Source organism: Shewanella sp. BJSY2023SW007, assembly GCF_047314525.1.
GTDB lineage: Bacteria > Pseudomonadota > Gammaproteobacteria > Enterobacterales > Shewanellaceae > Shewanella > Shewanella chilikensis.
In genome coordinates this window covers 13,044-36,491 of sequence record NZ_JBKORL010000001.1, presented here as the reverse complement: position 1 = coordinate 36,491, position 23,448 = coordinate 13,044, and the positions used below count along the sequence as shown (strand labels likewise).

The window sequence follows — 23,448 nt, the reverse complement described above, 5'->3', positions numbered from 1 at the left end:
GTTTACAACTAAAACCAGCTATTGGCTCTTCAGCGGTTGTCATGTGGACTTTGGGGGGCAGTAAAATACTGCTGAGGCTGGATCAGTTTAACCCCTAACATATTGGCCAAATACTGCTCCAGAAACACCTTGTGGCTGGCTCCGACTATCACCAGCACTCGACCTCCAGGGTTAGCTGCCACCACGCGCATGATGTGCGAGCTCATGTTGAGATTGCGTATCTCCCAAAGGGCAACCCGGGAGAGCGCCGCATCCGGGGGTAAATCTTTATCGATAAACAGGCTCCACTCCTGGTTAATGACGGCTGTCTGGTACTCCTGGCTGTTTAGCCAGGAAAAGAGCGGCAACCAGTTGCCTGTCTCGAGCGCCTCAGTCTTTAGCCTTTGTGGCTTGTTGATATAGTCGCTTTTGGCCAAAGCGGCGGCATGAGGCGACTGATTGTAAGACTCCAGCAGTCGCGCTTCGATGGGGCGGTAGAGATCTTTATCCAGATGATCATCTATCGGATAAATGCGCTTGAGCTTCAGTGCCATGGCCAGGTTGTTGCCAAGGGTGTTTTTCTCGTTATTGCTCGCGGCAAGTTGCTCCAGGTAGTGCTGTAACTCGGTGGAAATCGCTGTGCTCGCTGCAGTTTTGTCCAAATAATGCCAGTGCAGCAGGGCTAGCTCTTTGTGATAGGCGGCAACGGCTAACTTGATGAGTCTTGCTCGCTGCACAGGTTCAAGGCTGGCCTTATCCAATAAGGGCTCCAGACTCTCAAGCGCCTTTTGCGCCGAGAGCTGCAACTCCTGCTGCTCCTTTATCGCCAGCGCCAGAAATCTTTGTCCTACAAAATGATCCAACACAGTTTGATACTCGCCTGAGCCGTTGATCATGGTGGCAATATCCTCTGGCCGCAGTGACTCTACCGCTATGGCCGTAGGCTGGTAACGGGAGAGTGGCTCAAGGATCGAGGATAGAGAGCGGCTGTCCAATTGCTGTTTGATATTGCTCAGGTGCAGGCTGCCAAGCACCATCACCTGAGTCTTGGGTTGGCTTTTGCTACTGAGCCTTTGCAGTGCATGCTCAGCCCCTGGCGCTTGAGCGGCGACAGGGTCTGCTTTGGCCGTTGTTATATGGACAATACCCGCTGCCGACAGGCAGATAAGAAAAAGCAGCGCTTTAATGGTCAAGTTGAGTCTCCCAAAAGTGATTGTTTTTGGCTAATACCATGAGATGGCAGAGGTATAACAATACTGGCCGTAGAAAAACTTCTGGTTAACTTTTCACATAGAGACTGTTGGATGATGCTGATGATTAAAGCATCTTGAATTCCACCAGACGGTATGTTGAGTTGATTTATTGCAACTGGGAGAGATGACAAACTTCCCTGTTACTTGGTGGATGATCCTGAGGTCATCCCATCAAGTCTTCACGTCCCGGCCTAAAGCGGTTGCTTTCCATTAAGACTTATGTCGCTTCCTGGGTTTGGACCTTTGGGCTGAAGCTAAGCTATCCATTGCCAATATGGTTTCAGAGTAATTGATAGTCAGGAGGGAGACAAGAATGATTTGATTAAATTCAAGGCCCTGGAGAGCCAATTCTTCAAAGCACCTAAACCCTAAGCCGGACTATTTGCCCGTCCGGCCTTGTGGGTTGATACTTTTGCGGAAATGCTTCTTTGGGGAGAGCTGTTTATTTCTTGTCTTCCCTTGTGGAGCCGATGAATTGCCTTTGACTTGCTGGTCAGTCATTTTGGGCTGTGGCAATATCCCCAACTCTTCAAAGAAGTTGATTTGTCTTCTTAGTTCGAACAAAGAACCGGTGCGGCTGGTCTGGCCTATGGTCAGGGTCCAGCTGTCGGTGAGTCCATCGGTATTGCTGAGGATATAACCGCGATAAACAAGCTTACGCATCTTGTTGAACGCTTATTCCTATGTTGGACACGCCGTTCATGACGATTTCTTTGCGTAGTGCTTTGACAAAATCCGCAGTTATCTGCGGGTTTTCCTCGATAATTTCCAGCAAGGACGCCTGCAACTCGCGCTCTTCCTGCATTACTTCGTGGCTGAAGACAAACTCGTCCAATGCCTCACCATCCAATTCGGGATCGGCTATGGCTTCAATATAGTTGGCGACAGTACCGGATGACAACTTGGAGATATTGGTGATGTCGTCTTCCACCTTGCTTTCCAGCGCACCAAGCAGTGAACTGAGTGCCACAGCCGCATCCATCGCCGGGTAGACTCCATAGGCGTCGAATTGGGCTGGTTCAGGGGTGTTTTCTTCCAATTTGGCCATCTGCAGTTCAAGGTTCAACTTGAGTTTGCGGTCATATAAAGACTGCCACAGCAGGTTGAGCACAGTATCCAGTACTTGGGGATCGCCGAATTCACACACCTCGGAAAACAGTTGGTAGTTGGGGTACATACGCTGGCACAATGCCACGGCAAAGAGTTTCTTTTGCGGCAGTTCCAGCGCCTTCAGGCGTTTAAAGAAGCCAGGTTTAGTTGTCATCGGTTAAATCCATCGAAAGTTGGGATATCACTTGTTTTGCCGCGGATTCTACCTTAGTTAGCTCATCAAGTAACTCCAGTATTTCCGGCTCCAGCTCGGTAATGTTATTGCCTTGCTTGAGACCGCCTTCCACGGTTTGACAGAGTTTTTGCAGCGTCGGTACGCCGCAGTAGCAACAGGCACCGTGCAGTTTGTGGACACAGGCCTTCATTTCGTCTATGTCATTTTGTTCCAGCGATTCCTGTATGGTGGTTCTGGTTTGTGGCATGGAATCGATCAACATTCTGAGCATATCCAGTGCCAGATCCTGCTTCTGGTTGGCCTGGGTCAAACAGAGTTCCCAGTTGAGGGTATGTTGATCAAAATGAGTAAACTTGGGCCGGGTAATCCAGCGACTGATCACTCCTTTCAGTGCCGCTTCATCGATTGGCTTGGGCAGATAGCCGTCCATGCCACTGTTGAGGATCCGCTCGCGCTCCTCATTGATGGCATGGGCCGTGACCGCAACTATCGGTGTATTACGATTCAGCGAGTCCTGACGGATGAGGCGAGTGGCGGTAATACCATCTGTCCCCGGCATCTGAATATCCATAAAGATCAAATCAAAACTGCGTTTTTTGGCCAGGTTGACCGCCTGCTCGCCATTACTGGCCGTGGTTACTCCTGTGACCAGTTCATCGAGCAGGGTGTCAATCAGCTTGAGGTTGGCCGGGTTATCATCCACCGCCAGCACATTGAGTTTGTGGCGCTGCTGCGGCTCTACCAATTGGGGACGGGCGGTTTTGAGTTCCGACTCCTGCGGCAGATAAATCATATTGCGTGCCATCAGGTATTCGCTGGCGGGGATACTCAACACCAGATCCACCGCGGGACGGATATAACGCTCCAGCGCTTCCTGGTCATGGCAGTCAAATAGGGCGATAAGGGCCTCGGTGACTTGTCTGGCGCTCTTAAGTACTGACTGCAATTGTGATGGACCATCGAAGCCGTGACAGCCGAGCAGTACATAGTCGAAATGTGCCTTGTTCTGAGCAAGCTCGGCTTCCAGCTGCGGCACAGTGTGAACACTATTGACCTGCATCTGCCATTGTTGCAGGCGGCGGTTGAGCACAGAACGGGTTAAGGGTCTGGGTTCAAACAGTAATACCGTCTTGCCTCTGAGTTGCTCCAGTGGCAGTGGTTCACCTATGGAGAATTGGCTGGTCATCAGCGGCAGGGTAAACCAGAAGGTAGAGCCTTTGCCCATTCTGGAACTGAAGCCTATCTGGCCGCCCATCTGATTAATGAGGCGCTTGGTTATCACCAATCCAAGACCTGTACCGCCAAAGCGGCGGGAGATGGATGAATCGGCCTGGCCGAATGCCTGGAACAGCAACTCCTGCTGACTCTCCTCTATGCCGATACCTGTATCCGATACCTCACAGTGCAACAGCAATTTGTCTTCTTTGATGTTGCTGATATCCACCTTCAGCAGCACACTGCCCTGATCGGTAAACTTGATGGCATTGCCCACCAGATTGGTGATGATCTGACCCACCCGCATGGCGTCTCCGCTGACGGCATCCGGTACTTCCGGGGCCACATCCACGACAAGTTCCAACCCTTTCTCGTGGGCGGAGCCGGACAGCAGCATCAGGGTATCATCCAGGGTTTCCCTGAGGGCGAATGGCATGGTTTCCAATACCATTTTACCGGCTTCCAGCTTGGAGAAGTCGAGGATGTCGTTGATGATCCCCAGCAGATTGGTGGCGCTGCGTTCTATGGTGCGAATATATTCCATCTGGCTGGCGTGCAGCGGCGTTTTCAATAGTTGACGGGCAAAACCTATCACGCCATTGAGTGGCGTTCTCAGCTCGTGGGACATGTTGGCCAAGAATTCGGATTTTATCCGGCTGGCTTCCAGCGCCCGTTTCTTGGCCAAGTCCAGTTCGACGTTCTGAATTTCAATCTGCTCCAGGGTTTCCCTGAGATCCGAGGTCGCCTGATCTATGTTCTGCTGCATCTCATCATGGTATTCCGACAAGGAGCCCGCCATGGCGTTAATCCCCCGTTTGAGCAGATCCAGCTCACCGATGAGATTGCCCTCCAGCCGGGTATCCAGCTTGCCCTCACGGATTTTGGCCACCACCCGTACCATGTCGGTGATAGGCTGAGTGACATTCTTTACCAGGCGGAAGGTGAATAGCAGATTCAGCTGCACCCCGATAAGCACTATGATAAAAGCCGCCACCGCGGCTCTGTGCTGTTCCAGCAGCGCCTTTTCCTTGTTGAGCAGCAAAGAGATATAGCCCAGGGGTTTCTCATTGAAGCCGGGAGCATCGTCTATCGCCAGCAGACTACCGGCAGCGAAAATCGGTGCCCTGAGCACCAGGCTGTCGCCTAGCTGATCATATTCGGTGCGGGCCAGATCCGAGATGGCGCCCTTGTAGCGCATAATCTCAAAGTCTTTGTGATAATGGGAGGTGACAAACAGCTGGTTGTCGGCATCGAAGATGGCGATGGATTTCACCAAGGTCGACTTGTTGAGCTGAGCCGCGGCGAGCAGGCGTTTGGTGGCTTCGCGGTTGTTGGCGGCCAGGCCTATCTCGCTGGCGATGGCCAGCGGCTCTATGATATTACTGCCCTGTTCTATGAGCGTATCTTCAAGCTCATAAAAGCGATTTATGGTAAAGTAACTGCCCAGAAGAATACCGACCAAAATGGTAGGAGCCAGGGCCAATACCAGCACCCAGGATCTGAGGCTGTACTTGGTCATGTTATTCGCACTGTTCATGGGCGGTATAGGTATTCCAGATAGTTTGTTTTACGGCTATAGATAGACTGCCAGATATCCCGGCGTCTTTGCCAGTTTTTTATTGTTTCAGGGGCCTAGATGGCACAATTTTTTAGAGAAAAACCAAACAGATCCAAGAAAGTCTCCGCAAAACTGTCACTCACGGCTTCCGGATTGGATCATCAGGGTGCCGGGATCGGTCAATATCAGGGCAAAGTGGTGTTCATTCCCGGCTTATTGCCTGGTGAAAGCGCCGAGGTGCAGCTCACCGAACAAAAAAAGAACTATGCCAGGGGCAAACTCATCCGCATCACCCAAACATCGCCGGAGCGGGTTGAACCCCAATGCCCCGATTATGCGCTTTGCGGCGGCTGCGATCTGCAACACTTGTCAGATTTGAGCCAGCGGCAGCACAAGCGCCGGGCCTTGGCCGAGTTGTTTGCCAAGCTCTCGGGCCTATCTGAACTGCCGGAGATCGGCGAGTTGGCTTCCACCCCTTGGCATTATAGACGCAAGGCCAGACTGGCGACCTGGTATGACAAACAAAGTCGCGAATTCACCCTGGGGTTCAGGGCCAAGTCCAGCAGCAAGGTAGTTGCCATTGGCGAATGTCCTGTATTGGCGGTTTCGTTGTCGGAACTGATAAAGCCGTTGGCGGCGCAACTGGCACACCTGCAGGGCGTGGCTCAGCTTGGTCATGTGGAGCTGATTGAAACCGAAGCCGGTCGTTTTGTGGTGCTGAGAATTACCCGGCCACTGGTGAATAAAGACAAGGAAAAGCTCAAGATCTTTGCCGGGCAGCAAGAAGTGCAGTTGGTGCTGCAGGACAATCAGGGCGAGTGTGATTACCTCACGGGCAATCAGCCAAGCTACCGCTTGCCTGGCGTCGATGGCGATGAGCTGACGCTTAAGTTTAATCCGGGGAATTTTATTCAGGTTAATGGTGAAGTAAACCGTGCCATGGTGGCCAAGGCCATAGATTGGCTGCAACCCAAGGTCGGCGAGCACATACTGGATCTCTTCTGCGGCATGGGTAACTTCAGCCTACCGCTGGCGGCCACCGGCGCCCGGGTCACAGGTGTCGAGGGTGTGCCCGCCATGGTTGAGCAGGCCAGGCAAAATGCCAAACAAGCCGGGCTTGAAGGTGTGCAGTTCTTTTGCGCCGATCTTAGCGCCGACCTTTCGGCCGAGCCCTGGCTTGGCAAGGTGGATAAGCTGCTGCTGGATCCCGCCCGTGCCGGGGCCTATGAGACGCTTTCTTACCTGAAAAACATCGCGCCAGAGCGAGTAGTGTATGTTTCTTGCAATCCGGCGAGCTTGGCGCGGGACAGCGTGTTATTGCTCGCGCAAGGCTATCGCCTGGAGCGCCTCAGTGTGTTGGACATGTTCCCCCAGACCCATCACACCGAAGCCATGGCATTGTTTGTGCGGAATTGATGCTTTTATTGTCTATCGAGTCAATTTTATCAATAAAGGTACTCACGGGGGTTTGACATACCATCGGGTATGCTCAAGATAGGGAGTCTTGTTGAGTCTGTTAATCGGACACTAAAGGAAGGTGAGATGGTATCTGTTCGCGAAGCACACTTTAAGGATCCTGATTTCAATCTGGATGAGTGGGTTAATCGTTATGTGGCCGACTCCGCCGATGCCGGGCGTTTGTTGGAGCTGATAGCCAAGGTGGAAGCACTGCCTATGGGTAAGTGCAAGCGTCCCAAAGCTGAGCTGCAGGCCAAGGCGCGGGAGATGATAGAGATCCTCGCGCCGCTCAACATGGATATCGAAACCCTGCAGGCCGCCATCTTATTTGTGTTTTTCGAGGTGGGCATAGTCGATGAAGCCAAGCTTACTGAAGACTTTGGTCCCGAGTTGGCTACCTTGGTCAACAGCGTCAAGACCATGGATGCCATAGGTGCACTCAAGGTGGGCAATGACAGCCGCAGCAGTGAGCCGCAAATCGACAATATCCGCAAGATGTTGCTGGCCATGGTGGAAGATGTACGCGCCGTGGTGATCAAACTGGCCGAGCGGGTATGCTTGCTTAGGGCCGTGAAAAATGACGATGAAGAAACCCGGGTCTTACTGGCCCGGGAAATTGCCGATATCTACGCGCCGCTGGCTAACCGTTTGGGTATAGGTCAGCTCAAGTGGGAGCTGGAGGATATCTCGTTTCGTTATCTGCATCCCGAGACCTATAAAGAGATTGCCAAGCAGCTGGATGGCAAGCGCCTGGACCGTGAAGTCTTTATCGACAACTTTGTCAATCAGTTGCAAACGCGGCTGGATGAAGAAGGCATTCGTGCCAAGGTCTATGGCCGCCCCAAACATATCTACTCCATCTGGCGCAAGATGCGCGGCAAGCAGCTTAAATTTGACGAGCTGTTTGACGTGCGTGCGGTGCGAATCGTCACCGACCGGTTGCAGGACTGCTACGGCGCGCTCGGTGTAGTGCATACCCTTTGGCACCATATTCCCAGAGAGTTTGACGACTATATTGCCAACCCCAAACCTAACGGCTACCAGTCGATTCACACTGTGGTGGTGGGGCCGGAGGGCAAAACAGTCGAAATCCAAATTCGTACCCAGCAGATGCATGAAGATGCCGAGCTCGGGGTGGCGGCTCACTGGAAATATAAAGAGGGCAATCACTCCGGCAAACAGAGTGGCTACGAAGAGAAGATCAACTGGCTGCGCAAGATTTTGCAGTGGCAGGAAGATGTGGTTGAGAGCGGCAACCTAGTGGAGGAGATCCGTTCCCAGGTCTTCGAAGACAGGGTCTATGTGTTTACCCCGTCCGGAGAAGTGGTGGACTTGCCAGCCGGCTCGACCGTGCTGGACTTTGCCTACTATATCCACTCCCAGGTGGGCCACAAGTGTATTGGCGCCAAGGTTGATGGCCGCATAGTGCCGTTCACCTACCAGGTGGAAACCGGTGAGCGCATCGAGATCATCACCTCCAAGCATCCCAATCCGAAGCGGGATTGGCTTAACCCCAACCTGGGTTATATCAAGACCTCCAGAGCCCGCAGCAAGATCCAACACTGGTTCAAGCAGCAGGACAGGGACAAGAACCTGGTGGCCGGACGCGAGATGCTGGAAGCCGAACTGGCGCGGGTGGGGCTGACACTCAAGGATGTCGGCAGCGCAATTGAGCGCTTCAACATGACCAACATGGACGACCTGTTGGCGGCCATAGGTGGCGGCGATGTGCGCCTCAACCAAGTGGTTAATCATGTACAGAGCCGACTCAGAACTCAGGAGCCTTCTGACGAAGAAGCGCTGGAAGAGCTGGTCAAGAAAGGTCAGCAGAAACCCATAGGCGCCAATCGCGGCCAGATTGAGGTCAATGGTGTCGGTAATCTGATGAGCCATCTGGCGCGCTGCTGTCAGCCGGTGCCCGGTGATGAGATTTTCGGTTTTATTACCAAGGGGCGCGGTATTTCGGTGCACAGAGCCGATTGTGAGCAGGTCAAGGAACTGATGCGCGCCCATCCAGAGCGGGTAGTGGATGTGGTCTGGGGCGAAAACTACTCCGGCGGCTACAAGATCCGTATTCGAGTGGTGGCCAATGACAGAACCGGTTTGCTGCGGGATCTCACCTCTGTGCTGGCGGCGGAAAAGTCCAATGTGCTGGCGATGAGTTCCTCATCGGATCTCAAGAACCAGACGGCGGCCATTGAACTTGAGATGGAGCTTTATAACCTCGACGGTTTATCCCGGGTTATCTCCAAGCTGACCCAGATAGACGGGGTAATAGAAGCCCGCAGGCTCTGAGGCCAGTTCGGTATTCGACCGGTATTTAAAACAGGACGCATAGGTTGCGTCCTGCTGTTTTTTAAGACTTATCAAAGAGTCGTTGGATTGGTAAGCGTATTAGCAACAAAGGAGTAATGGCGGTGGCGGCAGATATCAATGCATTGCTTGAGATTATGGCAAAGCTCAGGGACCCTGAGCTGGGTTGCCCCTGGGACAGGGCACAGGATTTTGACTCCATAGTGCCCTACACCCTGGAAGAAGCTTATGAAGTAGCCGACGCCATAGAAAGCCGCGACTGGCAGGAGTTACCTTCTGAGCTTGGCGATCTGCTGTTTCAGGTGGTGTTCTATTGCCAGCTTGGCAAGGAAAAGGGCTGGTTTGATTTCGCCACTGTGCTCGAGCGGATATGTAACAAGCTTATCAATCGTCATCCCCATGTGTTTGCCGCCGATACCGACTTGAGTTTTGACTCGGCGCCGGATGCCAAGAACAACTGGGAGCGCATTAAAGCAGCAGAGCGCGCCGGGCGCGAACTGCACTCAGTGCTGGATGATATTCCCAAGGCGCTGCCGGCGTTGGCGCGGGCGGGTAAGATTCAAAAGCGGGTCGCCAGAGTAGGGTTTGATTGGCCCGAGCTTGAGCCTGTAGTCGACAAGGTACAGGAAGAGATTGAAGAAGTGTTGCACGAAGCGCGTCAAGCCACGCCGGATAAGGCCAGGGTTGAGGATGAAGTGGGCGACTTGCTGTTTGCTGCGGTGAATCTGGCGCGCCACTTGGGGGTGGATCCCGAGCAGGCTCTCAGAGGGGCCAACAACAAGTTTGAGCGGCGTTTTCGCGCCGTCGAGCAAAAAGCCAATGCCAGCGGCAAGCCGTTTGCAGAACATGATCTGCAGGCACTGGATGCTTATTGGGATCAGGTCAAGCGTGAAGAGCGCGGTGAAATCCAGTAGCAGGCGAAGCCTGGATTAAAAATGCGCGAATGAGATCAGAGCGTAAAAATTATCGTCATTCCTGTTTGGTAAATGGCGGGCGCTTTGATATACTGTCGCCCCGTCCTGGTGCTTTCATTCGAGCACCTATTTATCATTCTTTTTTCTCAGGTTCAGCATGACTACAAGGTATATCTTCGTTACTGGTGGCGTTGTTTCATCACTAGGTAAAGGCATTGCAGCGGCATCGCTCGCGGCAATTTTAGAGGCCAGAGGCCTGAATGTAACCATCATGAAGCTGGATCCTTACATCAACGTTGATCCGGGAACCATGAGCCCAACCCAACACGGGGAAGTGTTTGTCACTGAGGACGGCGCAGAGACAGATCTGGACTTGGGCCACTATGAGCGTTTCATCCGTACCAAGATGAACCGCCGTAACAACTTCACTACGGGTCGTATCTACGAGGAAGTGCTGCGCAAGGAGCGTCGTGGTGACTACCTGGGTGCCACCATTCAGGTTATTCCGCACATCACCAACGCCATCAAGGAAAAAGTCCTCGAAGGCGGTGAAGGCCATGATGTCGCCATCGTTGAAATCGGTGGTACTGTGGGTGATATCGAATCTCTGCCTTTCCTCGAGTCTATCCGTCAGCTGGGTGTTGAATTGGGCCGCGAACGCAGCCTGTTTATGCATCTGACTCTGGTGCCTTTTATCGGCCCGGCTCAGGAAGTGAAAACCAAACCGACTCAGCACTCGGTAAAAGAGCTGCGTTCTATCGGTATTGCGCCGGATATCCTGGTTTGCCGTGGCGACCGCGCCATCCCGGCTACAGAGAGAGCCAAAATTTCCCTGTTCTGTAACGTTGAAGAGCGGGCGGTTATCTCCCTTAAAGACGTGGACTCTATCTACAAGATCCCGGCGCTGCTGCGCTCACAAGGTCTGGATGAGCTGGTCGTCAAGCGCTTTGGTCTGAGCTGTCCTGAAGCCGACCTGTCCGAATGGGAAAACGTGGTTTATCAGGAAGCCAATCCAAACAATGAAGTGACCATAGGTATGGTCGGCAAGTACATCGAACTGCCGGATGCCTACAAGTCAGTCAACGAAGCACTCAAGCATGCCGGCCTCAAAAACCGGGTTTCGGTGAACATCAAGTATATCGATTCCCAGACGGTTGAAGTCAAAGGCGTTGAAGTGCTGGAAGGCCTGGACGGCATTCTGGTTCCCGGCGGCTTTGGTGAGCGTGGTGTTGAAGGTAAGATCCTTGCCGCTCAATATGCCCGTGAAAACCAACTGCCATACTTTGGTATCTGTCTGGGTATGCAGGTTGCCCTGATTGAATTCGCTCGCCATGTCGCCGGTATGGAAGGTGCCCACTCTACCGAGTTCAACAAGGAAACCCCTTTCCCTGTTGTGGGCCTGATCACTGAATGGGTGGATGAAGAAGGCAATTTGGAGCAGCGTGACGAGGCCTCAGATCTTGGCGGTACTATGCGTCTTGGCGCTCAGCTGTGCCATCTGATTGAAGGCACCAAGGCCGCTGCGGCTTATAAGAGCAACACCTGTATCGAGCGTCACCGCCATCGTTACGAAGTGAACAACGCCTTCCGTGAGCGTCTGGAAAAAGCCGGCCTGGTGTTCAGTGGCTTGTCTTCGGATCGCAAGCTGGTGGAGATGATCGAAATACCGGCGCACCCTTGGTTTGTTGCCGGTCAGTTCCATCCGGAATTCACCTCCACACCTCGCGATGGTCATCCTCTGTTTGAAGGTTTTGTCGCCGCCGCCAGTACTTACCAAAAGCGTAATCTGGGTTAAACTATTAGAGCCGGACTGCTATGGCAGTCCGGCTTTTTCATCCCGGCCGAGCCGGGAAGTGTGAAGTGAAAGTCCAATACCCATATGAGAGACGCTGAACGCTCAGATGGGTATGGGTTTTTTCTTTAACTTTTAATCGAGGACATTATGGCTAAGATCATTAACGTCATTGGACGCGAAATCATGGATTCTCGCGGTAACCCCACAGTAGAAGCTGAAGTGCATCTGGAAGGTGGTTTCATCGGTATGGCTGCAGCTCCATCAGGTGCTTCTACCGGTAGCCGTGAAGCGCTGGAACTGCGTGATGGCGACAAGGCCCGCTATCTGGGTAAAGGCGTGCTCAAGGCTGTTGACAATGTCAACGGTCCTATCCGTGAAGCCCTGCTGGGTAAAGATGCCACGGCTCAAGCCGAGCTGGATGGCATTATGATTGCGCTGGACGGCACCGAAAACAAAGACAAGCTGGGCGCTAACGCCATTCTGGCGGTGTCTTTGGCTGCTGCCAAGGCCGCAGCTGCATTCAAAGGTATGCCACTTTACGCTCACATCGCCGAACTGAACGGGACTCCTGGTCAGTACAGCATGCCGGTTCCTATGATGAACATCTTGAACGGTGGTGAGCATGCCGACAACAACGTCGACATTCAGGAATTCATGGTACAGCCAGTCGGTGCCAAGAGCTTCCGCGAAGCCCTGCGTATGGGCGCTGAAATCTTCCACAACCTGAAGAAAGTGCTCCAGTCCAAGGGCCTGAACACTGCCGTGGGCGACGAAGGTGGTTTTGCGCCTAACCTGTCATCCAACGCCGATGCCCTGGCGGTTATCAAAGAAGCCGTTGAAGCTGCTGGCTACAAATTGGGCACAGATGTGACTCTGGCGCTGGATTGTGCCGCTTCCGAGTTCTACAAAGACGGTAAGTATGACCTGGCCGGTGAAGGCAAGGTATTCGATTCCAACGGTTTCTCTGACTTCCTCAAGTCATTGACCGAGCAGTATCCTATCGTTTCTATCGAAGATGGCCTGGATGAGTCTGATTGGGACGGATGGGCTTACCAGACCAAGATCCTCGGCGACAAGATCCAACTGGTGGGTGATGATTTGTTCGTGACCAACACCAAGATCCTGTCTCGTGGTATTGAGCAGGGCGTTGCCAACTCGATTCTGATCAAGTTCAACCAGATAGGTTCTCTGACCGAGACTCTGGCCGCTATCCGCATGGCCAAAGAAGCCGGTTACACTGCCGTTATCTCTCACCGCTCAGGTGAAACTGAAGATGCGACCATTGCCGACTTGGCAGTAGGTACCGCAGCCGGCCAGATCAAGACAGGTTCTCTGTGCCGCTCTGACCGTGTTGCCAAGTACAACCAGTTGCTGCGTATTGAAGAGCAACTGGGCGCCAAGGCAGCCTACCACGGCCTGAGTGAGATCAAAGGTCAGGCGTAATTTTCGCCCCCAGTTTCAAAAGGCCGCCACTTGGTGGCCTTTTTTGTTGTACTATCAACACTAATCGTATTTTTAGGACATGAGCTGAATTTATCACCATGAAACGACTGCTTTTTGTCATCGTCTTGCTGCTGGGGCTACTGCAATATCGTCTTTGGCTGGGAGAAAACAGTCTGCCGGAGTACTTCCATCTTGAACAGCAGATAGCGGCTCAAAATGACAGCAATGCCAGGCTCGAAGAACGTAACCAGGTACTGAAAGAGGAGATCCGCGATCTACGCAGCGGTACCGAAGCCCTGGAAGAGCGTGCCCGCAATGAGCTGGGGTTAATCAAGAAGGGTGAAACCTTTTATCGGGTTGTTGGTGGTGAGCAGCGTTCCATGTCTTTGGCCAATCAATAACGGCCTAATTTCAACATAACGGATATCCATGAGCGAAGCTATTTCTTCCCGAGCCATAGCGGCCGGGCTCCTCAGTGATGAACAAGTGATTGCCATAGTGCCTGCGGCGGGGATAGGCAGTCGCATGGGCGCTGATTGTCCCAAGCAGTATCTGCCGCTTGCCGGCTCCTGTATTTTGGAGCAAACCCTCAAGGGTTTGCTGAGCCACAATGGCATCTCAAAGGTGATAGTAGCGCTGAACCCAGAAGATAGCTTTTTTGGCAAACTGACGGTGGCCAGTCATCCCAAGTTGGAGACTGTCACTGGCGGTAAAGAGCGGGCCGATTCTGTGTTGGCGGCGCTTGAGAGCCTGGTAGCCGACAAGCAATTGCCCGCTAATACCTGGGCTTTGGTACACGACGCTGCCAGACCCTGCCTTACCCATGGCGATATTGATAAGCTGCTTGCTTCACGGAAACAATATCCACAAGGGGCGATACTGGCAGCACCGGTGCGCGACACCATGAAACGCAGTGGCGTCGATGGCTGCATCAGTGAAACGGTTGCCAGAGAAGCACTCTGGCATGCGCTAACGCCGCAGCTGTTTCCACTGCTTACTTTGACCGAGGCGCTGAAAGCGGCGTTGGCCGCCGGTGTGCTGGTGACAGACGAAGCCTCGGCGATGGAGTGGCGCGGAATACACCCGGCGCTTATCAGCGGCCGCAGTGACAATATCAAGGTAACCCATCCGGACGACTTGCCGCTGGCAGCGCTTTATCTGGCGCATCAGCGGGGCAACTGAATACAGGAACAAGCAATGAATATACGTATTGGACACGGTTTTGATGTACATAAATTTGGTGGTGAGCCGCCCTTGATCCTGGGAGGGGTGGAAGTGCCGCACCACACAGGCTTGTTGGCGCACTCGGATGGTGATGTGGTATTGCACGCGATTTCAGATGCGATACTCGGCGCCATGGCACTTGGTGACATAGGTAAACACTTCCCCGATTCAGATGCCGAATTCAAGGGAGCCGACAGCCGGGTGCTGCTGCGTCATTGTTATCGCCTGGCACTGGACAAAGGCTTTCGTCTCGGCAACCTGGATGTGACCATTATTGCCCAGGCGCCCAAGATGGCGCCGCATATTGAAGCCATTCGGCAGATGTTGGCTGAAGATCTGCACACAGATCTCGATTCCATCAACGTCAAGGCGACCACGACAGAAAAACTCGGCTTTACCGGCCGCGGTGAAGGCATTGCGGTAGAAGCCGTGGTGCTGATGTTCGGTATGTAATACCGACTCATTTACAGGAAAAGATTTCAAATAAGATGAATTCATTACACTTTCTCTATGGCAAGCCTCTCTCCAAAGGCGATATGCGCACCAGCAACAGCGATTTTCAGGTGCAGGAAATACTGCCTTTTCTACCCTCGGGCGAGGGTGAGCACCATCTGCTGCATATTCGTAAAGATGGCCTGAATACGGTTCAGGTGGCTGAGATGCTGGCCAAATTGGCCAAGGTGCATCCCAAAGAGGTGACCTTTGCCGGTCAGAAGGACAAGAATGCCATCACAGAGCAGTGGTTCGGCGTACGAATTCCGGGTAAGGAAACACCGGATTGGTTGAGCCTCAACAGTGAGTCGATCACGGTATTGAGTGCGGCGCGTCATAACAAGAAGCTGCGCATTGGCGCGCTTTCCGGGAACCGTTTCAAGCTGGTTCTGCGCCAGATAACCCAGCCGGAAGATGTATTGCAGCGGCTGGAGTCGATTGCCGGGAGCGGCGTACCCAACTATTTCGGTGAACAGCGCTTTGGTCACAACGGCCGTAACATAGAAATGGCGCGGCAGATGCTGCAGGGGCGCAAGGTGAAAGACAGAAACAAGCGCTCTATCTACCTGTCGGCGCTGCGCTCATTATTGTTTAATCAACTGGTCTCTCAGCGCCTGGCGACCCATGGGCTTGAGTGTCTGGATGGTGACTGTGTCATGCTGGCCGGCAGCCGCAGTTTCTTTGTTGCCGAGCGCTGGGATGAGGTATTGCAACAAAGGCTGGCAGAGAAAGATATTTTGCTGTCGGCGCCCATGTGGGGTAGGGGCCAGCCACTTAGCAGTGCCGATGCGTTAGCCTTTGAGACTCAGGTGCTGGCCGAATACCGCGCCGATTGTGAAGGCCTGGAAAAAGCTGGGCTCGAGCAGGAAAGGCGACCACTGTTGCTGCGTCCCGAAGGGATGAAGTACCAGTTTATCGAGCCGGACACTTTGGAGCTGGAGTTCAGCCTTCCAGCCGGCAGCTTTGCAACTTCAGTACTGCGGGAACTGCTCGATTATGATGATGTGACCGAACGTTTGTGGCGTGAGCGCCAGGCGGCTCAGGAAGGAAATCCCGCATGAAAATCTTGGTCAGCAACGATGATGGGGTAACGGCACCAGGGATCCGCGCCCTATCGGAAGCCTTGTCAGCCGTTGCCGAAGTGCTCACTGTGGCACCGGATCGCAACTGCTCTGGAGCCAGTAACTCTTTAACCTTGACGAACCCCTTAAGGATTAATAAGTTAGACAATGGCTACATCTCGGTAAACGGTACACCAACCGATTGTGTTCATCTGGCGATTCGCGAACTCTATGAAGGCGAACCCGACATGGTGGTCTCGGGGATCAATGCCGGTGCCAATATGGGAGACGATACCCTCTATTCAGGCACAGTGGCAGCAGCGATGGAAGGGCGTTTTCTGGGGTTACCGGCTGTGGCCGTATCCCTTGTGGGACGTGAGTTTACGCATTATGACACTGCGGCGGCCTATGCGGTGAAGATCATCATGGGGCTTAAGAAGCATCCTATTGCCTCTGATCAGATCCTCAATATCAATGTGCCGGATCTGCCTCTCGATGAAATCAAGGGGATACGGGTTACTCGGCTCGGCGCCCGTCATAAGGCTGAGGGTATGGTCAGAGCCAGAGATCCTCACGGCCGTGAGGTATTTTGGTTGGGGCCACCCGGGATTGAACTGGATGTGGGTGAAGATACCGACTTTTATGCTGTGTCTCAGGGATATGTGTCCATCACCCCATTAACTGTAGATTTAACCGCCTATCGGCAGCTGTCTCAATTGCAACACTGGATAGAAAAACTATGACCCGGGTAGCCTCCACATCGGCATTGAATTTAACCAAAAAACTGCAGGAAGCAGGGATCCGTCATCCGGGTCTGTTGCAGGTGGTGGCCAAAACCCCCAGAGAGTTGTTTCTTGATGGCGCATTGGCGCATAAGGCTTATGAAAACACTGCTCTCCCTATAGGCTCAGGCCAGACCATATCCCAGCCTTATATTGTGGCGAGAATGACTGAGTTATTGTTGGAGCATAATCCTGCCAAGGTGTTGGAAATTGGTACCGGCTCAGGGTATCAGGCGGCGGTATTGGCGCAGTTGGTGCCTGAACTTTTCACCGTTGAGCGGATCAAAAGCCTGCAAATCCAAGCTCGTCAACGTCTCAAACGCCTGGATCTACATAATGTCCATTTCAAATACGGTGATGGTTGGCAAGGCTGGCCCAACAGGGCACCCTTCGATGCCATCATGGTGACTGCGGCGGCCTCTGATATCCCTGCCGCCTTGCTGGAACAGTTGGCTGAGGGGGGAGTATTGGTGATCCCTGTCGGTGATGAGAGTCAGCAGTTGTTGAAGATCCGTCGGGAAAAGGGACAGTTTATTTCTCAGGTGATCGAGGCGGTGAAATTTGTGCCTTTAATCAGTGGCGGCTTAGCCTGATACTTATTACAGCGTGCAGGAGTATTCTTGAATCCATTGCATTTCAGCCAGTTATTGCAACGAAAGACGTCATTGTTTTGGCGTCTTGGCTCAGTGCTGTTGGTCACTCTGGTTTCTGGATGTAGTTTTCAGGCTCACAGGCCGGCTCCGGTCGAATCTATTTATGGTGTAAAACGGCCGGCAATAGAAAGAGGCTCAATCCAATCTGATACTTACAAGGTGAGAAAAGGCGATACCCTTTATTCCATTGCCTGGGGAGCCGGTAAAGACTATGCGCAAATAGCCAAGTTAAATCAGCTAGATAAGTCTTATACCATCTACCCTGGACAGGTACTTATTCTTGAAAGTAAAAAAAATGTTAAGCACTCATCACGGCTGAACTCGAGTAAAAACTCCAAACCTCAATCTCAAAAACCAAAAGATAAGGTATATAAAAAACAAACGGTTAAGCAGAAACAGGCCGTTGCTCAAGCTAAGCAAAATAAGCCGAAAAAAACACTTGATCCCAAACCAAAGTCTGCTTACCCTGTATCCAATGGTAAACAGAATGTTAACCATGTTGTCCACAAGCCGAGTTCGACTCTGCCGGACAAAGTCAGTCGCTGGATATGGCCGGTCAATGGCCGGGTGATTGGCGCTTTCTCTGCCAAAGAGCAGGGAAATAAAGGAATCAAGATAGCCGGTAACCGAGGCGATATTATTAAAGCCACTGCCGATGGTCGGGTGGTCTATGCGGGTAATGCTTTGCGGGGTTATGGAAACCTCGTCATTATCAAACATAGTGATGACTATCTCAGCGCTTACGCCCACGCCGATAAGATCTTGGTCAAGGAAAAGCAGCATGTGTCTGCCGGGCAGACGGTTGCGAAGATGGGAAGCACAGGCACCAACCAGGTCATGCTGCACTTTGAGATCCGCTACCATGGTCAGTCTGTCAATCCACTCAATTATTTACCCAAACGCTGATTGTTTGGGAGCCAAAATTGGCATATGGAGGATAAAAAACGATGTAAATTAGTTTGTTAAGGTTTGGGAGAGAATATTATGAGCCGCAAAAATGCTAGCGCACCCGTGGAAGAGCTTGTAGATTTATCCGTAAACGACACGGAAGTGGCGTCGAAGAAGGAAGAAGCTCTGGCCGAAATGGTTCAGGATGACCTGCAAAAAAACTTAGACGCGACCCAACTTTATCTGAGTGAAATCGGATTTTCCCCTTTGCTGAGTGCAGAAGAAGAAGTTTTTTTCTCGCGCAAGGCCCTCAAAGGTTGTGAAAAATCACGCAACCGCATGATCGAAAGTAATTTACGCCTCGTGGTCAAAATAGCCCGTCGTTACAACAACCGTGGCTTGGCACTCTTGGATCTGATTGAAGAAGGCAATCTTGGTCTGATCCGTGCCGTAGAGAAGTTTGACCCCGAGCGCGGCTTCCGTTTCTCCACTTATGCCACCTGGTGGATCCGCCAGACCATAGAGCGAGCCATAATGAATCAGACCCGCACCATACGTCTGCCTATTCATGTGGTGAAAGAGCTCAATGTGTATCTGCGTACAGCCCGGGAGTTGGCCCATAAGCTGGATCACGAACCCACAGCCGAAGAGATAGCCGAAAAGCTGGAACTGCCGAGCAGTGATGTCAGCAAGATGCTGAAGCTGAATGAGAGGATCACCTCGGTCGATACCCCGATAGGCGGTGACAACGACAAGGCTCTGCTCGATGTGTTGGCAGACGATGATGAGATGACGCCGGATGCCCAGGTGCAGGAAGAAGACATTTCCAACTCAGTGGTTAAGTGGCTCAATGAGCTTAATACCAAGCAAAGAGAAGTGCTTGCCAGACGCTTTGGCCTGCTGGGATATGAGCCTTCCACTCTGGAAGATGTGGGCTCGGAAATTGGCCTGACCCGTGAAAGAGTGCGGCAAATTCAGGTGGAGGCATTGAAACGCCTGCGCGACATACTCTCTTCTCAGGGATTGTCGGTAGAGGCTTTGTTCAAGGCCTAGATAAGATTGCAATAGCGCCCAAGGAATCTAATCCCGAACAGATGTATCTGGCGACTTGAAGGGGTTCATGCAAAAGATAAAAATCCGATGCTCATATGTCATCGGATTTTTTGTCATTCAGCTTCGTTGCTTCCCAGCCTCATCCAGCGTCTTGGCAAACAAAACTCGTTAGCATGGCGTCGCCAGCCTCAGGTTCGTACTCGAAGGCCATGAGTTGCTTTTCGTTTTCGGGCTGGTATCAGGTATTAACCTGGTGGCGCTTCATTGAACTCCTGTGGTTGTTTATCGCCAAAAATCGCCGGTAATCACACTATTTGACTTGATTTCAGACCGGCAAGTTGGACCGGACATGCGATCACTTTAAGCATCGGCAGAATATGTGTCAGCGCCTTGGTCTGTGTCATATGTTCCGAGCCTGGTTCAACTTGATTATTATCTTTTGGGAAATGTGGGATTTATTTCCAGGTAAGATATTGTTTGGTATATGTTTTTGTTATGGATTTACACGCATTAGGATTGTTGTCGATAGCGGCTAATGGCGAGGTTTTAAAGATATTTTTATCAGGGTTTCAAGTGTTTAATCCGGAAAATTATGACAAAATGGTGGCGTTAATAGGGCTTAAACGAGTCTTTTTCATAATTTTGTAATAAAACTGTCCAATAATGGCCACGTGGAAATTCACTGACAGAAACCGTTATGACTGCAAGGATTTTAATAGTAGAAGATGAGTTGGCTATCCGTGAGATGCTGACTTTTGTTATGGAACAACACGGGTACACCACCAGTGCCGCCGAGGACTTTGACTCTGCGCTAGCACTGCTCAAGGAACCTTATCCGGATCTTATTCTGCTGGACTGGATGTTTCCGGGTGGTAGCGGTATCCAGTTTGCCAAGCGATTGAAGCAAGATGAGTTTACCCGCCAGATCCCCATTATCATGCTCACCGCCCGCGGTGAGGAAGAGGACAAGGTCAAAGGCCTGGAAGTGGGCGCCGATGACTATATTACCAAGCCGTTTTCCCCCAAGGAGCTTGTGGCTCGCATCAAGGCGGTTCTCAGACGCGCCGCGCCAACCCGCCTGGAAGAAACCATAGATGTGCAGGGCCTGACCCTGGATCCTGTCAGCCACAGGGTCACTGTGGGAGATTCCGTGCTGGAGATGGGGCCGACCGAGTTTCGTTTGCTGCACTTTTTTATGACTCACCCGGAACGGGTCTACAGCCGTGAGCAGCTGCTGGACAATGTTTGGGGCACCAATGTCTATGTCGAAGACAGAACCGTGGATGTGCATATTCGTCGCTTAAGGAAAGCTGTGGAGCTGTCCGGGCACGATAAACTGATCCAAACGGTTCGCGGCGCAGGTTACCGCTTCTCTACCCGTATCTAGCGGGGTAACAATGGGCACGGGCCGGATTTTGCGTTATCTTGTGCAACCATCGGCCTTTTGCCTGGGCATTTTCTATGTTTGATTCCTATTCGGGTTATCGGCTGTTTTCCCGTCTGATGCTGTACCTGGCGGCTTGTCTGCTTCTTGGGTTGCTGCTTGGTCAGTTGCTCTTGGTACTGTGTCTGGGAGCTTTTCTATTATTGGGTTGGCATTATCGCCAGCTTATTCGGCTCAATTACTGGTTGTGGCGCGATCGCCGCTTAACGCCGCCTCAGGGCAGCGGCAGCTGGGAAGGGGTGTTCAATGGCATCTATCGCCTGCAGGGGAAAAACCGCAAGCGGGTGAGTCAGTTGGCCGGCTTATTGGGACGGTTTCGTCAGGGGGCTGAAGCGCTTCCTGATGCGGCTGTGGTACTTGATTCAGAGCACAATATCCTCTGGTGTAACAAGTTGGCGCAGTTGCTGCTCGGCTTTGTCTGGCCGCAGGATAATGGTCAGCGAATAGATAACCTTATCCGGCATCCCGACTTTTCGACCTATTTGAAAAAGGGCCATTACAAGGAGCCGCTGGAGCTGCCGTCCCCGGTTTCGGATAGACGTTTGCTGGAAGTGCGTTTGATGGCTTACGGCGACAGGCAGCTGTTGCTGATTGCTCGGGATATCACCCGGGTTAGGCAACTCGAGGGAATGCGTAAAGAGTTTGTTGCCAACGTCTCCCATGAGCTGAAGACGCCGCTCACTGTGCTGCAGGGATACCTTGAGATGATGCAGAGCATGGCCGAACCTGATTCCCCCAATGTCAAGGCGCTGGAGTTGATGCAACAGCAGACCGGCCGGATGCAATCCATGGTAGAGCAGCTGTTGGCGTTGTCGCGGATTGAAGATGCCGCCGATATCAACCTGGAACACACAGTGGATATGCAGCAGTTGATGACCACCTTAAAAGAGGAGGGCGAAGCGCTCTCCCGTGGCCGCTACCAACTGAGCTTCTATGCCGAACCAGGGCTCAATACCCATGGCAATGAGTTGCAGCTGCGCAGTGCCTGCTCCAATCTATTGTCTAACGCCATACGTTACACAGAGCCGGGCGGCAGTATTGAGGTGCGCTGGCAACGGGTGGCAACCGGCGCCATGTTCAGTGTTAAAGACAGTGGTGAAGGGATTGCACCGCAGCATATCAGTCGTCTGACCGAACGCTTCTATCGGGTCGACAGTGCACGCTCGCGGCAAACTGGTGGCAGTGGTTTGGGGTTGGCGATAGTGAAACACGCCCTCAGTCATCACCACAGCGAACTTAAGGTGGCCAGTGAGCTGGGTAAGGGCAGTACTTTCAGCTTTGTGATCCCGCAGCATCTGCTGGAGCAGCAAGATTCTTGAAGCGCTAGAATGGACGAATGTTATTAAGGAGCCGCTGGCTCCTTTTTGTTATCTGGTGCGAAGGGGAATTACTTTGGTGCTTGTGTCACCGGCAGTAAGCTTCAGATTTTGATTATACAAACTCTTCGCCACAAAAAGTGAGCGGCTTAAACAGTACCTTTAGTCGAAGGCCCTTTATGTCGAAACTATTGAAACTGTGCTACCGGCTAATTTCAATCCCTTATTGGTTTCGAATTTATTTTGGGCTGTCATGCAACTGTCATTTTAAAGTCATAGACTTGTCATTGTGGCAATTGATACTGGCTGCGTTTTAGAAACCAATTTCGGTAAACACTGGAGCAAATAATGAAATTGAAACAGCTTGTCGGTGCGGTGACTCTTACAGCCGCTGGTGTATTCTCAGCAGCATCTATGGCTGCTATCGATCAGTCACTGCCAACCTACGAGAAAACAAGTGGCGTATCCGGTAACTTGTCTTCTGTCGGTTCTGACACTCTGGCCAACATGATGACTCTGTGGGCAGAAGAATTCAAACAGATGTACCCTAACGTCAACATCCAGATCCAGGCTGCCGGTTCTTCAACTGCGCCTCCAGCTCTGACTGAAGGGACTTCTCAGTTCGGCCCTATGAGCCGCAAGATGAAGCCAAACGAAGAGGAAGCGTTTGAAAAGCACTTTGGTTACAAGCCAACTGCGATTCGTGTTGCCATTGATGCTCTGGCAGTATTTGTTCACAAGGACAACCCAATCAAGGGGCTGAGCATAGAGCAGGTTGATGCCATCTTCTCCTCTACCCATAAGTGTGGTGGCAGCGATATCACTCGCTGGGGTGATGCCGGTCTGGACGGAAGCTGGTCTGCCAAGGACATTCAGCTGTATGGCCGTAACTCAGTATCCGGTACTTACGGTTACTTCAAGAAGAAAGCCCTGTGTAAGGGTGACTTCAAAGCCAATGTGAACGAGCAGCCAGGCAGCGCCTCAGTGGTTCAGTCCGTATCTCAGTCGCTGAACGCTATCGGTTACTCAGGCATAGGTTACAAGACAGCCGGTGTTAAAGCCGTGGCTCTGTCGAAGAAGGGCGACGACTATATCGCTGCAACGCCAGAGAACGCTGCCAGCGGTACTTATCCACTGTCACGCTACCTCTACGTCTACATCAACAAGCATCCAAACAAAGAGCTGTCACCCATGCAGCGCGAGTTTGTCCGCTATGTCCTGTCCAAGCAGGGTCAGCAGGTTGTTGAGAAAGACGGTTATGTTGCACTGCCAAGAAGTGTGATTGCCAAAGACCTGGAGAAGGCTGGTATCCGTCTGTAAGA

20 protein-coding genes are annotated in these 23,448 nt (G+C 52.2%); 16 read left to right on the top strand and 4 right to left on the bottom strand.

The annotated features are described in order from the left end of the window. Positions 1–29: 29 nt before the first annotated feature. The 4 genes from ACMHXE_RS00155 to barA form a co-directional block, all read right to left on the bottom strand. The gene (locus tag ACMHXE_RS00155; protein WP_413731078.1) at positions 30–1,172 is read right to left on the bottom strand and encodes a DUF5694 domain-containing protein; all 1,143 of its coding nucleotides are present in this window, start codon (positions 1,170–1,172) and stop codon (positions 30–32) included. Between the two features lie 438 nt (positions 1,173–1,610). Then, the gene (locus ACMHXE_RS00150) at positions 1,611–1,895 is read right to left on the bottom strand and encodes a DUF3319 domain-containing protein (protein ID WP_101055010.1); all 285 of its coding nucleotides are present in this window, start codon (positions 1,893–1,895) and stop codon (positions 1,611–1,613) included. Next, positions 1,888–2,496, bottom strand: a complete 609-nt coding sequence (locus ACMHXE_RS00145; protein ID WP_101055012.1) for a YjaG family protein — start codon at positions 2,494–2,496, stop codon at positions 1,888–1,890. The genes ACMHXE_RS00150 and ACMHXE_RS00145 overlap by 8 nt, the downstream gene beginning before the upstream one ends. Next, positions 2,486–5,269 carry a two-component sensor histidine kinase BarA gene (gene barA / locus ACMHXE_RS00140; protein WP_234556410.1) on the bottom strand — a complete coding sequence of 928 codons (2,784 nt, stop codon included), beginning with the start codon at positions 5,267–5,269 and terminating at the stop codon, positions 2,486–2,488. Before barA ends, ACMHXE_RS00145 begins: the two co-directional genes overlap by 11 nt. Before the next feature lie 99 nt (positions 5,270–5,368). On the opposite strand from barA, the gene rlmD reads away from it, so the two are divergent. The 16 genes from rlmD (at position 5,369) to ACMHXE_RS00060 (ending at position 23,446) form a co-directional block, all read left to right on the top strand. After that, complete coding sequence (rlmD, locus tag ACMHXE_RS00135; RefSeq protein WP_413731077.1) at positions 5,369–6,706, top strand: 23S rRNA (uracil(1939)-C(5))-methyltransferase RlmD; 1,338 nt, start codon at positions 5,369–5,371, stop codon at positions 6,704–6,706. 126 nt (positions 6,707–6,832) lie between these two features. After that, positions 6,833–9,043 carry a GTP diphosphokinase gene (gene relA / locus ACMHXE_RS00130; protein ID WP_413731076.1) on the top strand — a complete coding sequence of 737 codons (2,211 nt, stop codon included), beginning with the start codon at positions 6,833–6,835 and terminating at the stop codon, positions 9,041–9,043. Between the two features lie 116 nt (positions 9,044–9,159). Further along, entirely contained in the window at positions 9,160–9,975 is an 816-nt protein-coding gene (gene mazG, locus ACMHXE_RS00125; RefSeq protein WP_083390401.1) for a nucleoside triphosphate pyrophosphohydrolase, read from the top strand. A 157-nt stretch (positions 9,976–10,132) separates the two neighbouring features. After that, on the top strand, positions 10,133–11,770 hold the full coding sequence (locus tag ACMHXE_RS00120) for a CTP synthase (RefSeq protein WP_101055018.1): 1,638 nt from the start codon (positions 10,133–10,135) through the stop codon (positions 11,768–11,770). A 147-nt stretch (positions 11,771–11,917) separates the two neighbouring features. Beyond that, a complete protein-coding gene (eno, locus tag ACMHXE_RS00115) occupies positions 11,918–13,213 on the top strand; it encodes a phosphopyruvate hydratase (RefSeq protein ID WP_101055020.1) in 1,296 nt (431 codons plus the stop codon). Positions 13,214–13,311: 98 nt separating this feature from the next. Next, positions 13,312–13,614 (top strand): cell division protein FtsB, encoded by a 303-nt coding sequence (gene ftsB / locus ACMHXE_RS00110; protein WP_039033729.1) that lies wholly within the window; start codon positions 13,312–13,314, stop codon positions 13,612–13,614. 28 nt (positions 13,615–13,642) lie between these two features. Then, positions 13,643–14,395, top strand: coding sequence for a 2-C-methyl-D-erythritol 4-phosphate cytidylyltransferase (ispD, locus tag ACMHXE_RS00105; RefSeq protein WP_101055022.1), 753 nt, complete (start codon positions 13,643–13,645; stop codon positions 14,393–14,395). Positions 14,396–14,410: 15 nt separating this feature from the next. Then, the gene (gene ispF, locus ACMHXE_RS00100; protein WP_101055024.1) at positions 14,411–14,890 is read left to right on the top strand and encodes a 2-C-methyl-D-erythritol 2,4-cyclodiphosphate synthase; all 480 of its coding nucleotides are present in this window, start codon (positions 14,411–14,413) and stop codon (positions 14,888–14,890) included. Positions 14,891–14,925: 35 nt separating this feature from the next. Next, positions 14,926–15,990 carry a tRNA pseudouridine(13) synthase TruD gene (gene truD, locus ACMHXE_RS00095; protein ID WP_101055026.1) on the top strand — a complete coding sequence of 355 codons (1,065 nt, stop codon included), beginning with the start codon at positions 14,926–14,928 and terminating at the stop codon, positions 15,988–15,990. Next, positions 15,987–16,733 carry a 5'/3'-nucleotidase SurE gene (gene surE, locus ACMHXE_RS00090; protein WP_039033732.1) on the top strand — a complete coding sequence of 249 codons (747 nt, stop codon included), beginning with the start codon at positions 15,987–15,989 and terminating at the stop codon, positions 16,731–16,733. Before truD ends, surE begins: the two co-directional genes overlap by 4 nt. Then, a complete protein-coding gene (locus tag ACMHXE_RS00085; protein WP_101055028.1) occupies positions 16,730–17,365 on the top strand; it encodes a protein-L-isoaspartate(D-aspartate) O-methyltransferase in 636 nt (211 codons plus the stop codon). The genes surE and ACMHXE_RS00085 overlap by 4 nt, the downstream gene beginning before the upstream one ends. 72 nt (positions 17,366–17,437) lie before the next feature. Further along, complete coding sequence (locus ACMHXE_RS00080; protein WP_101055096.1) at positions 17,438–18,331, top strand: peptidoglycan DD-metalloendopeptidase family protein; 894 nt, start codon at positions 17,438–17,440, stop codon at positions 18,329–18,331. A gap of 78 nt (positions 18,332–18,409) precedes the next feature. Continuing rightward, positions 18,410–19,366, top strand: coding sequence for an RNA polymerase sigma factor RpoS (rpoS, locus tag ACMHXE_RS00075; RefSeq protein ID WP_025889143.1), 957 nt, complete (start codon positions 18,410–18,412; stop codon positions 19,364–19,366). A gap of 697 nt (positions 19,367–20,063) precedes the next feature. Next, positions 20,064–20,753 carry a phosphate regulon transcriptional regulator PhoB gene (gene phoB / locus ACMHXE_RS00070; RefSeq protein ID WP_025011640.1) on the top strand — a complete coding sequence of 230 codons (690 nt, stop codon included), beginning with the start codon at positions 20,064–20,066 and terminating at the stop codon, positions 20,751–20,753. 74 nt (positions 20,754–20,827) lie between these two features. Beyond that, a complete protein-coding gene (gene phoR / locus ACMHXE_RS00065; RefSeq protein WP_101055030.1) occupies positions 20,828–22,129 on the top strand; it encodes a phosphate regulon sensor histidine kinase PhoR in 1,302 nt (433 codons plus the stop codon). Between the two features lie 345 nt (positions 22,130–22,474). Next, positions 22,475–23,446 (top strand): PstS family phosphate ABC transporter substrate-binding protein, encoded by a 972-nt coding sequence (locus ACMHXE_RS00060; RefSeq protein WP_101055032.1) that lies wholly within the window; start codon positions 22,475–22,477, stop codon positions 23,444–23,446. The last annotated feature ends 2 nt before the right edge of the window (positions 23,447–23,448 follow it).

Bases quoted from the DNA above. Each gene is read 5' to 3' on its own strand.
- mazG (WP_083390401.1), top strand. From the start codon at position 9,160: ATGGCGGTGGCGGCAGATATCAATGCATTGCTTGAGATTATGGCAAAG.
- relA (WP_413731076.1), top strand. From the start codon at position 6,833: ATGGTATCTGTTCGCGAAGCACACTTTAAGGATCCTGATTTCAATCTG.
- rpoS (WP_025889143.1), top strand. From the start codon at position 18,410: ATGAGCCGCAAAAATGCTAGCGCACCCGTGGAAGAGCTTGTAGATTTA.
- ACMHXE_RS00085 (WP_101055028.1), top strand. From the start codon at position 16,730: ATGACCCGGGTAGCCTCCACATCGGCATTGAATTTAACCAAAAAACTG.
- ispD (WP_101055022.1), top strand. From the start codon at position 13,643: ATGAGCGAAGCTATTTCTTCCCGAGCCATAGCGGCCGGGCTCCTCAGT.
- phoR (WP_101055030.1), top strand. From the start codon at position 20,828: ATGTTTGATTCCTATTCGGGTTATCGGCTGTTTTCCCGTCTGATGCTG.
- surE (WP_039033732.1), top strand. From the start codon at position 15,987: ATGAAAATCTTGGTCAGCAACGATGATGGGGTAACGGCACCAGGGATC.
- eno (WP_101055020.1), top strand. From the start codon at position 11,918: ATGGCTAAGATCATTAACGTCATTGGACGCGAAATCATGGATTCTCGC.
- rlmD (WP_413731077.1), top strand. From the start codon at position 5,369: ATGGCACAATTTTTTAGAGAAAAACCAAACAGATCCAAGAAAGTCTCC.
- ispF (WP_101055024.1), top strand. From the start codon at position 14,411: ATGAATATACGTATTGGACACGGTTTTGATGTACATAAATTTGGTGGT.
- ftsB (WP_039033729.1), top strand. From the start codon at position 13,312: ATGAAACGACTGCTTTTTGTCATCGTCTTGCTGCTGGGGCTACTGCAA.
- truD (WP_101055026.1), top strand. From the start codon at position 14,926: ATGAATTCATTACACTTTCTCTATGGCAAGCCTCTCTCCAAAGGCGAT.
- ACMHXE_RS00145 (WP_101055012.1), bottom strand. From the start codon at position 2,496: ATGACAACTAAACCTGGCTTCTTTAAACGCCTGAAGGCGCTGGAACTG.
- ACMHXE_RS00150 (WP_101055010.1), bottom strand. From the start codon at position 1,895: ATGCGTAAGCTTGTTTATCGCGGTTATATCCTCAGCAATACCGATGGA.
- barA (WP_234556410.1), bottom strand. From the start codon at position 5,269: ATGAACAGTGCGAATAACATGACCAAGTACAGCCTCAGATCCTGGGTG.
- ACMHXE_RS00120 (WP_101055018.1), top strand. From the start codon at position 10,133: ATGACTACAAGGTATATCTTCGTTACTGGTGGCGTTGTTTCATCACTA.
- phoB (WP_025011640.1), top strand. From the start codon at position 20,064: ATGACTGCAAGGATTTTAATAGTAGAAGATGAGTTGGCTATCCGTGAG.
- ACMHXE_RS00060 (WP_101055032.1), top strand. From the start codon at position 22,475: ATGAAATTGAAACAGCTTGTCGGTGCGGTGACTCTTACAGCCGCTGGT.